We start from the raw sequence: 11632 nt of genomic DNA, 5'->3' as shown, positions 1-11632 counted from the left end.
CGAATGACGTTCAGCTGCAATCAAGCTGGCCAGGGTGGCAGCATCGCCGAGAACACTCTTAAACTCAGAGACAGCCTGGTGGGACGGCGCATAGCCCGCCACTTCATAGTCGCTCTCTTTTGCATAGGCGTTGACGCGCTCAAGCATGAAGGTCTTGCCGGTTCCTGCAAAGCCTTGCACCCCGACATAGCGCCCTGCACCCGTGAGCGACGTTGTGATCGCCTCTTTTTGTCCCTCTGTCAGAGTGCGAGAAACAGCAAGGCGCCGTGCAAGCAACGCCTCAGGTGTGCGATCTGGTTCCGTCGCCAGGTCGAGGGCAGGTGTCTCCTTTGCGGCGTGGAAGGTCATCAGGATCGAGCTTTCCAAGGCGACGGACGCTTTGTCGGTGATGGTGTGCGCGTCCGTCACAAAGAGGCTGCCCTCGTCGATGCGGCGATCCACTTCCGCAAGGATCTGATCAGGGCTGACACCTTTGCCCCATTGCAACGCCTGCACCTCCAGGTCACTGCGGTTCCAGGACGCCGCGCGTTCGCTCATAGCGGAAGATTTTTTCGAGTCCGATCAACGGGCCGCGTCACGCAAATCTGGCCCTAACGTCAAGCATTTCTGACCCAGACCGCAAAGCGGCCGATCATGAAGATCGCGGCGGATGTCCGTAGCGAGCCCAGACTTCTCGATTTCTGCATTGCCGCGAATGTCAGCTTTTGGGGCGCCTCACGCTCGATGTGTATTGAGAATGCCACATGATGAAGAGCGTCAGCTCTACAATTCGTAGGGTCGCTCAACACCCAAAGCCTCGTTCAACTTCTCCCAGGTTGCGGCTTCAAACTTTTCTGGCCAGTCCACGCCACGCTGTTTCGCGAGTCGCCGCGCGCGCGGCAGATAGGCCTTCGCATAGGCAAGGTGTGTTGTAATCATCGCCTCCCGTTCTGCTACAGGCGCGGGCAAGGCCGTGATCGACGCTTTCTGTTCTTCGGTCAGCAGGCGGTTCAGGTGAAGCGCTCCGCCTCGATCCGGCGAAGCGGTTTCTTCAATCATGAGGTCGATCAGTTTGGTGCGCAGGTTGAAGATACCCGCGACACCGTTGATGTATTCTTCGCGGCCTGCCGCAAGATGCAGAAGCCCCAGTATGCGAATGAACTCCTCGATCCGACGGAACATGCGCGCCGGTGAAGCCTGCGGTTGTGATCGCTCTTTCGGTAGCTGGTCGTAAAGACCGGCATGATCGAAGAGAGGCCGAAGGCTTGCCTTGTTGTGTGCCGCAAACTGTTCAGGCTTCAGGATGATCACATCCGTGCGTGTCCAGTCTGCGGTGATGGCGTTGATCAGAGCAGTACGAACATTCCGATCCCACCACATCACGATATCGCCGGTCCGCGCGACGGCGGCCTTCCATGCTTCGGCAACCTCGTCGGTTAGTCCGTCTTCCGACACCAGCACGAAGTCGATGTCGCTATAGGCATCTGCCCGTCCATTGCCGAAGCTGCCGCTCAGGAAAAGGCCGCGAACGGCGGAATGATCGCGTAGTGCGTTGCTGATCGTCTCTATGACTTGCTCTGACTTCATGAGCTTTTCCTTTCAAAGGCATACAGGTTCGCACTTCAGCGACGTAAAGAAGCCGTTGAGGGCTGCAACTAGAGCGGTATGGCGGGTGCTATCGCTTGATGGACCAGACCATCGCGGTCTCGTAGCCAGCAGCTTCCAGCAACTCGATTTTGGACGTCCATCCCGCCGGACAGACGACAAAGGCGGCGCCCACACCACGATTGGCGAACGCCACCTCGGCCGCGCGCAACAGCGCATTGGAACCCTCACTTCCTCGGTCAAGCGCAGCCGGGTTGGCCAGCTCGGGATGGTAGTAGTCATCGATCACACCCGTTCCCGTGATGTCGTGGGCCGGGGGAAAGTGCAGCCGTGAGGCGGGCTGTGCGATGATGTAGCCCTGCAAACCCTCGGGCGCTCCCAGGACCATCATGTCCCGATCCCGAAGTGTTAGGCTCCGCGTCATCCAGGCCGAAAAACGTGGATCAGCGTCAGGATGAATTTCCCAGAAAGGGTCGATGTCAAAGAGAACCTGCCGGTTCTCGGCGCTGCGTTCAACGATACCTGCAATATCGTCCTCCGTCGCTTGTCGAACAACATCAGGCATTCCCTGAGCGCCAAGGTCACTGCACGACAGATAAAGTGTCAGGGGCTCATAACCGCTTGCCTCAAACGCGGTTCGCAAAGCTTCGCCCGGCACATAGGATGCCAGTTTGATCCGGGCACTGGCTTCGTGAAGGGCGTCCTCGGCTGCGGCCAACAGGCCCTCTACAGTGCCGCTTGGTGCATCGGTTGCCACAAAAGAGTCGGGCAGGATCAGTCCCGGCTCGCCGAACGGGCCTGCATAGATTGGGGGAACCGGCAGCATCATCGAATGAATAACACCCGTGATCTGACCCCCATCGTCCGCGACATGCCAAAACTGTCGAAAAGGTTGTTGCTCGGCCGTTAGCGCAAATGTCAGCGCCTTTTCGATTTGCGCGGGCGCGTCGTCCGCCATCTTCCAGAGGATGGCATTCTTTGCATGGCGCTCCCGCGCATCCAGCATAAGGAGCTCGACCAGGCGCGGCATGTCATCGGGTCTCACTGGTCGGATTGTTTGGGTCATCCCTCGATCTCGTTTAGCTATCGTTGAGTGCTGCGTGCCCGCTTGTATCGGCCACCTGCAGCAAATTGACAAAGCGGGATAATTCTATCAGCGTTTAGAAAAACTATCGCCTCCAAGGTATCGAATGAAGAACGTGAACCTGAACGCGCTCCGTGTGTTCTCTATCGTCGCATCGCATGGGAACCTGCAACGCGCGGCTGAGGATCTGAACCTATCGCGTGGCGCAGTCTCCCAGCGGATCAAGCAGCTCGAAATCGAGTTGGGGGTGGTTCTTCTTGTGCGCGGCGCACGCGGTGTCTCGCTGACGCCGGAAGGTGAGCGCTGTCACGCAGCGATGGAAGACGCTTTGGCGATCCTCGACACTGCCTTTGTGAGCATTGGCGAGGACGTTGATCGTGTCACACTTCACCTTGGGTCTTCCACAGCGACGAAATGGCTGATGCCCCGGATGGACGCTTTCGCGGCCAAGTTTCCGAACGTGTTCCTCACCACACAGGTCCACGAGCAGGTTCTGGCGCGCAGTCTGGGCCGGAATGAGATCGCAATCTGGCCTGGCAAAGCGCACGACACGAATGCAGCTCACGGATCGCGCCGCCTCGCGGACATCCGGCTGGTCGCTGTATGCAGCCCTGATTTTCTGCGACCGGATTGGCCAATCGGACTAGAGACTTTGCTGAAGCTGCCGCTCCTTCAGGATGCGCACCGACGGTGGGAAAAGCTGATTCAGGAAACCGGGCATGGAGACACACACAAGCTGCTCAACTTCGACCGATCTGCCTTAGCGCTCGATGCTGCCATCGGCGGCCATGGCGTTGCAATCGCACCGACATACATGGTGGAGAATGATCTACAAACGAAGAAACTTGTGGAGATTTGGGTCGATCCCGACCCGTCTGATGATGGGCTCTATGTCTCATGGTCCAAGGACCATTTGGGACAGATGCGCATAAGGCGGATCGTTGACTGGATTGCGTCTGAATTCGAGTGATGCGGACCTTCGGTTTTGAAAGGCAAACGGCAGCAAAGTCCGCGGACCAGACCTATCACACCGGCCCAGGCGATGTCGGCAACGCGGACAAAGCCGTCATTCCCACTGCGCGATTGTTACCGCCGCATTTTCGGCGATGCCTTCGTCCGTCCTATCAGTGAAGCAGGCTACAGTGATTGGCTCGGGTAAATCTGGAAAGTGATACACGGCGTTCACGCTGAACGGACCACCACCAGAGTGACCAATCGCGCGACCCACGTTATCCATAGACCCTGACATAAGACCGAGGCCATACCCGCATTCGGACCAAGGACGGCCTTGAATAGGGCCACCGAGAGTTCGTCGTTCGAGCATTTCCCTCAAGGCTTCCGATCCAAGCAGCTGGCCTCGAAAGAGAGCATCCAGCAAACGCGCTGCTTCGGATGCGGTGCCGATCAGACACCCATGATAAACCCAATTTGGATCGCAGCGGTCGGCGGCGTCCCAGTGCAGTCTCGATGACTGAACAGAGCAGTCCCAGAACTCGATGCCAGACAGGCCCAACGGCTCTGGAATGAATGTGGAAATTGCGTCCGCGAGTGATTGACCAGTTCGTTCTTCAATGAGCTCGCGCACGAACATGTAGCCAATGTTCGAATAGGACCAGCCCTGACCAGGGACGAACCGCATCCCTTGTTCCATGGTCGCATTTAGGAGCTCTTCACGAGACCAGGGCGGGTCAGCCCGAGCCACAGCGGCATGATAACTCTCCAGTGTGCCATAGTCGGGCAAACCCAATGTGTGACCTAATATCTGTCTTAACGTGAAGGTTTCTCCGTCCAGCTTCTCATCTAGGCAAAACTGACCGTTCTCCACCAGTCTGAGAGCGCAGATTGAGATAACGGTTTTGGTGAAGCTCCATAGTGGAAAACCGTCCAAGATCTGCGCTCATTGTACGTGCCTAGCCATTCTGTGCATGCCGGATCAGGCCAGCCCTGAAAGCCCTCAGATCCAGCAGACACCAACTTGCCAAGCCGTCACCAGACTGAAGGGCGTGGCCGTAGAACATCTAGTCGCCCTTGCCGTTCACTATCTTGGCCAGATCTGTCTCACGCTCCAAAGCGTGACTCTGCGCGTATGGTAAATTGATGCGGGAAGCGTTCTGCATAGCTTGGACGCCGTACGCGGGCCGTTATAAGAGTTGTCGGTACTTGTGGGGCATGCGTTTGGACGTGCTGAATAACGTTCCAACCTTGGACTGGGCCAGGCATAACCGCATCAGTCAAGACCAAGTCCGGGAACCAATTGTTGGCCATGGCTTCCAGTGCATCTGACCCGCTTTCAAAGATTGATACACTATAGCCTTCCCGCTCAAGCATGATGGCCATTGCGCGAAGCAATTGCTTGTTATCATCAACCAACATAACCGAGAACAATTGCGGCGTGCCGATAGTGTTCAGGTCGATAACTGCTGGGCCTTGAACCTTTTGCGGGATTTGATCAGTTGACGGCAAGACTAGGCTGACGACCGTGCCAAAACCGCGGTTACTGTCAACTTCGACGGTGCCCTGAGACTGCTCAGCGGGCTGCGTCTTCTTATGAGAGAATTTCCACCCAAGGCTGTGCAGAGTTTGTTACCATCTTTCTTCAACGACAGCGGTGTGTTGCAGGTCGCCAACATGCCTGTCAGCCTTTGCAGAGCGCCGGTTGCAGTCTGGCCCCAGCGCTCGCAAACGCCATAGCAGCGGCCAGCGCGCTTCGCGTCACTGCGCAGCCGATGCACGACTTCGTCTGAATACACAAGCCACCGGCAATTTGCCGGGGGCTTTTCGTAGCACATGGCCCAGCGCCTTGCCCGGCCCAGCGGTATTTATCCCAACAAATCCAGTTCGATGATCCGACCAGCCTCGCCCGGTTCGGGAAGGCGAATGACCAGCCGGTCCACCTCGGTCGCATTCGCGATGGCAAAGGGCGTCTGCTCCAACGTGCCGTCATCGCCAAGATACACCAGTTCGAGGCTCCGGAACTCAGCCGGGTTGCCGTTCAAGTCCGTCAGACGGTCACCGCGCAACCGGAAGTTTTCAAAGTCGAACACGGTGCCGTCCAGCACCAGGACATTGCCTTCGGCCGCGTTGTAGTCGGTGACAATCGTGACGTCAGTGAACTCGGTCGAAGCAAAGAACGTGTCTGCGCCTAAACCACCTGTCACTTCGTCAAACCCTTCCGAGGCAAAGATAAAATCGTCGCCGTCTCCGCCCAGGATGACATCCCGGCCCCAACTGCCGATCAGTGTGTCATTGCCTTCTTCACCAAACAACGTGTCGTTGCCTCCGCCGCCAAAGATGCTGTCGTCGCCTTCGCCGCCAAAGAACCAGTCGTTGCCTTGCGTGTTCCAGTCGCCCGCGCGCAAGGTATCGTTACCAGCGCCGCCACCGATCCGGTCGCCGCCGCCGTTGCCATCGATTAGGTCGTCGCCGTCCTGCCCTCCAATCGTATCATTCCGCGAGGAGCCGGTGATCGTGTCCTGGCCGCTCCCCCCATTCAGGATATTTCGGCCGTTGAATTCGGACCCGAACGATCCGAAACGTTCAAAGGTGATGTCAGTCACCATGATCAGGTCGTCACCTTCGCCACCGTTGACTGTGTCCCTACCTGATTGACCGTTCAGGACATCGTCACCGGTCGAGCCCAGAATACTATCATTGTCGATGCCGCCATTGATCGTGTCGTTGCCGTCGCCACCGGTCAGGTAATCCTGACCAGTGTGGCCCAAGATCAAATCGTTTCCATCGCTGCCATGGACTGTGTCGTTTCCAGCCCCGGCAGAAACAGTGTCGTCTCCGCCACCCGTGTTGATGACATCGCTGCCCCCGAAATAGTCGAACGTGAGGTCCTCTTCTGCAGTGTCTCCGGCAATGTTGTCATTGCCATTGCCGGTCGTGATAACGTCTCGTCCATTCTCGCCGATGATGCGGTTTTCGCCTTCTCCGGCGAAAATGATGTCGTCGCCAAATCCACCATCGACAAAGTCATCACCATCCGCTGTGCCGATGCTGTCATTGCCCGCCCCGCCGCGAACAGAATCGTCGCCGGACCCAGCGTTAATGCTGTCGTTGCCATCACCGCCGTCGATTGTGTCATTGCCAGCGTCGCCGATCATACCATCGTCGCCAAAACCACCGGACAGGCTATCGTCACCCTCAAGCCCGCGCAGTGTGTCGTCACCAAATCCGCCGACCAAAATGTCATCCTGCGCGGTCGCAGTGGGGTTCACGCCCGCAAATTGCAGGTCGGCTTGCCGAATAAATCCATCTTCGACGCGAATTTGCCAAACGCCCGTGACGCCTGTGTTGCCTTCGATTTCATCGAGAAGACTTGGCCTGATCGGAGCCGAAAAACCCGCCCATGGCATATCCAGATCAAGGAAAGTATCGCCCCGTTCGAAGTTTCTGAAATCACCGTTGCCTGTCCGACCCGTTGATATGTCTTGAAAGCGATAAATGATTTCCGCATCGCCATCGCCGCGATCAATAATTTCGATCTGGTATGTGCTGGGCGTCTGGACGTTCTGAAAGAATTGCCCAACCCCGTTCCAAGTGATGACCACGGAATCGCGGTCCGTATTCAAATCCACCCAAACCCCGTGGTTGGTCACACCTGGGGGCGCCACTCGCGCATCCTGGTCAAACGTCAGCGCATCGATAAACGCGCTACGCCATTGGCCCTCACGACCCAGTTGGATGTTTCCGTTCGTATTGACGCGTAGAAAGTCATAATCGAACGTGAAAAATGAAAACCCGTTCTCGAAAACCGGTGCGAGGTCGATGCCTGCTCCGTAATTGTCATCACCCAGAGGGACCCGATACGCGTCCTCGGTCGCAAAGGGCAAAAGAGAATTATCGGCTACGACGGAATGATCAATTGACATGGCGTGTCCCTACGTTTTCCTTCTAAAAATGGGCACAGCTTGAAATCAAGCTCCGGTAGCGCACCCTACGGCATCGTTACACTGCGCAACGATTCGTAATAGGCAAAAATCGCAAGTTCCGGTTTGGGCCAAGACGCGCGAATGATGATTTGTATTTGTACGGAAAGGCTCTTGTTCACATGTTAAACGCCGCAGTTCGTTAGAACCGCGGCAGTCTTGGGGTAATGCTCAGTATCAATCGCTGAGCCATTTCGTCTGGACGGTGCGAAAACGGGTGATCAGGCGAGCAGATCAAATTCCTGGCCGCCGATCCGAATGTTGATCTCTGACTGCCCATCACCATCCACAAGGGCCCACAGGATCTGTCCGGTGGGCCGGTAAATGACAAACGCTTCGTCAACATCATCAGCACCGGCATTCGCGGTGTTCGTCACATTTACCTGGAACTGATCCCGCGTCGCATTCCCGCCGTAGACCAACACGTCACCTTCCGCCGCATTGTAATCCTGGATCCAGTCCGAGCCATGGTCCGCGATACCCAGATGAAAGAACCGGTCCCCATCCGCGCCGCCATTCACCCGGTCCGAGCCAAAGCCCCCGTTGATGAAATCAAACCCATCGCTGCCAAAGATCAGGTCTCCAAAGGCGCTGCCTGTTAGCGTATCGTCTCCCGCGCCGCCGATAACTGTGTCAGCGCCAAAGCCCCCTGCAATGCTGTCATTGCCCGCGTCTCCGCGCAGCTCGTCATTGCCATAGCCGCCGTCAATCGTGTCATCGCCAGCACCGCCAAAGACAATATCGCGCAAGTCATCAGTGCTGGTGCCGCCCGTGATACTGTCGTTGCCCGCGCCTCCGATAAGCGTGTCAGCCCCATCACCCCCGTTCAGAGTGTCGTCCCCCGCAAGACCGTCCAGACGGTCCGCTGCGCTATCACCTACAAGCTCGTCATCTCCGCTTGTACCAGTTAAGTCAATTGGAACTGCGTTGTTCAGAACACTGTCCCAAGATATGATATCCAACGGAATTTCGACACCCTGTGCAAATGCTCCGGCCGCAGGGGCAAATAGATCATCAAAAAGGTCATCCAACTGATCGTCTGTAAGGTTTGGGTTGTCGAGCTGTGGAAACTCAGAGGTCAAAAAGCTAAAGAAATCGTCTTCGCTTGTACCGAAGGGAATATCTGGTCCACTGATCACAAAAATATAGTCAACGAACTGTTCAGTACTCGGATTCTCAAAGAAAAAATCCAGCAAAGTGCTCCTACCCTGACTCCAATCCAACTGGCCTAGCAGGGTTTCTGCGAAGGAAAAGCCACCCGCTTCAATATCGTCAAGCTCGACGCCGTTCAATGTCGCGGAAATTGCCGCGGGTGAAGTAAATTCTATACCGGGCAGGAAGTCGTCAAAGCCTGAGAAAGCATATAAAAGCGATGCGACTTCGTCTGCAAAAGTGATCGATAATGTTGCAGGGGTAATGCTGCCTCCAATATCGTCATCAAAATCACCGGAGATTGCAACGCCCTCGATCGTGTAAGTGGTCGTCATAAGAGATATCCTCTCTACTTACCGTCTTTAAGTTTATACTAAAATAAGGTTCGCACTCTTGCTATTGCTGGTTTAGATGATGGTGACTTTTATGCAAGGTTTTTGAGTATGGCGGTTGGCTAGGGGCAAGACTCCTAGCCAGCAAATGACGGGTGCTGAGATTGCGATATCGGACAAGAAGACTTTCGGGCACCTGTCATATCGGGTTGCGACACGCCGCCAGTCTTTCGGCTTACCGAACATGATTTCGAACCGGTTGCGCCGTTTGTAGCGGTGCTTGTCGTATTTTACGGTCTTCTTGCGTTGCTTGCGACCCGGGATGCCGGCGCGTATCCCTTTGTCTTTCAACGCTTCTTGGAACCAGTCAGCGTCATGGCCGCGATCCCCGAGAAGCCATTTGACGTCAAGCAGACCACTAAGCCGGACCAGACCCTCCGTGCGCCGATACAGTCGCTTACCTGCCCGGCAGTGACAAACAGGTCAACCGATCTTCCCTGGCTGTCGCAGATTGCGTGCAGCCACACTGCATGCCACACTCAAAAAAGCTGACCTTGCGCCAGCGCATACATGGACAAAGCGTTGAACCGGTGAGCGCCCACGTCGCTTGCGACAGCAATCTGGTCTACCATATCCACCGTCGCTTCTGGGCGAAGTTCGTTACATCCCCAGAAATCACTAAACCCTACTCGCTGAGTGTCGACGCTGAGACGCTGCCGACCAGATATGGCCAAAGGCGGCTTGCAACCCTTGCTTCTGCCTTAGGAGCACTGACATTCATCAAAAGCGACTTGAACGGCTCTGGGTCGGCGACCGCCTCTGCCATCAAGCGTGATGCTCGGTTTGTTGTTAGACCCGTCGGCATATCCCGAACACGACTAGACGCCATTTGAGCGGTTTGCAGGCTGGTACCGCCTTGCCCAAGGCCCGCGCCACGGTTTGCGGCCACCACACGCGCGGCGAACTAATGACCTTGTTGACCTTTGCGCCGGACAGACTTTCCCCAATTCGACAGCCGATGAACTGAATGTTTCGGCGCAACAAATAAAATCACTGATTGATGCCGGTGTGCTTGAGGCGCAGACGTTTGGTACTAGTTTACGCCCCGTGAATAAATAATCTGCTCGACGCCTTTCTGAAAAGGTAGCGTCGTTGCCTGAGGCCCAGCCGTCCCCTAATATCTTGTCGCTCAAGCAATACTGCCGTTTCGAACGCGTTCCGCTGTTTCGCATTGTCACGGATTGGAGCGAGGCGCGGTTGAGCATGGTTTTGCGCGATCCAAAGGTCGGCGGTCTGCAAGGGCTCTTGATTGATCGAGGTATAGCATTCCGACGAAGCGATATGGTGTTCGTCGGCGACATGAGTCTCGCGGAGGCAGCGCGCTAGCTGCGCAGCAGCATAATCTCGATCCGTAAGCTGCGCGACGCAGGCCTGCTTGAACAGGTAACACGGCGTAATCGGGATACCAATTTTCAGAAGGGCTATATCTCGCGTGACAGTATTGTGAACTTTGAAAGCCGGTATCTGACTCTTGGCCAGATCGCTCATCGAGAGGGGAACGCGCCGATACATGTGGCCAGAAGGCTGGATAGGCATAGTGTGTCGACGATTGAATGTGCTGCTGGATACGTGCGTATCTATGAACGTGAACTGATCGCGGCGGGAGCCAAGTAGCGATGTCACTCTCGAAACAGTGGATAACAAGTATACAGCATAAGCCGGACCTGACGTATGAGGACGCTTAGATCTTTGATGTGTTGAAGGATGTCGGTGACTCCTGAGAACCGCACTGACTCAACCTAAGGGCGGTTGATATAACACCCGTTCAGCGACGTTCGCATTTTGTTACGGCATCGCGAAACACCCATGGGTTGTGATGAACGAGGCGCTGTGACGGATCTCCTGCGCCCGGATCGACATCAGATTCCCGGATGTCGTCTTCCTCACTTTCGGCAAGCGATTTGTCTATGACCTCGAAGAGGAGCTACTCTATCCGGAGTGGCATTTCATAGACGCTCCAGGCCCGCCGCGGGTCTGGCCAAAGCTTGTCGAACAGTTCTTCGGTCATGACCACGTGGGTCACGCGCCCTGCGTGCCGCAGGAAAGTTGGACCATCATGGGCCTGTTTCATCAGGCTGATGGCATTGTATTGAAGCGTTTCGAAGTCGAAGCGTTTGCCTTGGATCGGGGGGAGGTTTGGGCGTTTCATGTGTGTTCCTTTCAAACGCGCAACTCAAGTGTCACGGAGAAGTCCGTTTTGAGCGCGGCTGAATGGAGAACGTTCATGTTGTCACAGTCAGTTTATCGCTGGAAGTCATCGATTGTGCAAGACAATCGCCTCATCCGCTGATCCGTCGCTGTTCAAAAACGGCAAAAGCTGTCTCCAGCAAGGCCTCCGCGGTTTCGATAGCAAGCGCATTGGTCGAGCTCGATGGAGGTTCTTTCATCGAATTAAAGTGATTTTGGAAATTTGACCTTGTTCAACATCGACTTGGCCAGGTTGCGCATCTATGTGAGCACCCAGGCGGGTTCGGCTTTCGAGGTCG

At 55.8% G+C, this 11632-nt stretch carries 8 protein-coding genes and 2 pseudogenes; 1 reads left to right on the top strand and 9 read right to left on the bottom strand.

Going from position 1 to position 11632, the window contains the following annotated elements; all coding sequences use genetic code 11:
• Positions 1 to 18: 18 nt before the first annotated feature.
• The 3 genes and pseudogenes from RA29_RS23665 to RA29_RS17870 all read right to left on the bottom strand — a co-directional run.
• Positions 19 to 348 (bottom strand): annotated as a pseudogene (locus RA29_RS23665) (AAA family ATPase); the annotation flags it as partial.
• A 414-nt stretch (positions 349 to 762) separates the two neighbouring features.
• Positions 763 to 1566, bottom strand: coding sequence for a nucleotidyltransferase domain-containing protein (locus RA29_RS17875; protein WP_039688509.1), 804 nt, complete (start codon positions 1564 to 1566; stop codon positions 763 to 765).
• A gap of 88 nt (positions 1567 to 1654) precedes the next feature.
• Positions 1655 to 2650 carry a hypothetical protein gene (locus RA29_RS17870; RefSeq protein WP_193743575.1) on the bottom strand — a complete coding sequence of 332 codons (996 nt, stop codon included), beginning with the start codon at positions 2648 to 2650 and terminating at the stop codon, positions 1655 to 1657.
• 124 nt (positions 2651 to 2774) lie between these two features.
• Here RA29_RS17870 and RA29_RS17865 point away from each other — a divergent pair, with 124 nt between their 5' ends.
• On the top strand, positions 2775 to 3638 hold the full coding sequence (locus RA29_RS17865) for a LysR family transcriptional regulator (protein ID WP_039688505.1): 864 nt from the start codon (positions 2775 to 2777) through the stop codon (positions 3636 to 3638).
• A 96-nt stretch (positions 3639 to 3734) separates the two neighbouring features.
• Here the strand turns inward: RA29_RS17865 and RA29_RS17860 are convergent, their stop codons facing one another.
• The 6 genes and pseudogenes from RA29_RS17860 to RA29_RS17835 all read right to left on the bottom strand — a co-directional run bounded on the left by RA29_RS17860 (position 3735) and on the right by RA29_RS17835 (position 11295).
• A complete protein-coding gene (locus RA29_RS17860) occupies positions 3735 to 4556 on the bottom strand; it encodes a serine hydrolase domain-containing protein (protein WP_241462644.1) in 822 nt (273 codons plus the stop codon).
• A gap of 931 nt (positions 4557 to 5487) precedes the next feature.
• Positions 5488 to 7545, bottom strand: coding sequence for a calcium-binding protein (locus RA29_RS22085; RefSeq protein ID WP_052249761.1), 2058 nt, complete (start codon positions 7543 to 7545; stop codon positions 5488 to 5490).
• 278 nt (positions 7546 to 7823) lie between these two features.
• Positions 7824 to 9089 (bottom strand): calcium-binding protein, encoded by a 1266-nt coding sequence (locus RA29_RS22980; protein ID WP_052249760.1) that lies wholly within the window; start codon positions 9087 to 9089, stop codon positions 7824 to 7826.
• 135 nt (positions 9090 to 9224) lie between these two features.
• Positions 9225 to 9607, bottom strand: a pseudogene (locus tag RA29_RS22555) (transposase); the annotation flags it as partial.
• 577 nt (positions 9608 to 10184) lie between these two features.
• Positions 10185 to 10634: a hypothetical protein gene (locus tag RA29_RS17840; RefSeq protein ID WP_039688500.1), complete on the bottom strand. Its 450-nt coding sequence runs from the start codon at positions 10632 to 10634 to the stop codon at positions 10185 to 10187.
• Positions 10635 to 11070: 436 nt separating this feature from the next.
• Positions 11071 to 11295 (bottom strand): hypothetical protein, encoded by a 225-nt coding sequence (locus tag RA29_RS17835; protein WP_039688498.1) that lies wholly within the window; start codon positions 11293 to 11295, stop codon positions 11071 to 11073.
• Between the last annotated feature and the right edge of the window lie 337 nt (positions 11296 to 11632).

The sequence above is a fragment of the Tateyamaria sp. ANG-S1 genome (assembly GCF_000814025.1).
Taxonomy (GTDB): domain Bacteria; phylum Pseudomonadota; class Alphaproteobacteria; order Rhodobacterales; family Rhodobacteraceae; genus Tateyamaria.
Note: the sequence above shows the minus strand (reverse complement) of the source record. Positions and strands in the feature narration are given on the sequence as shown.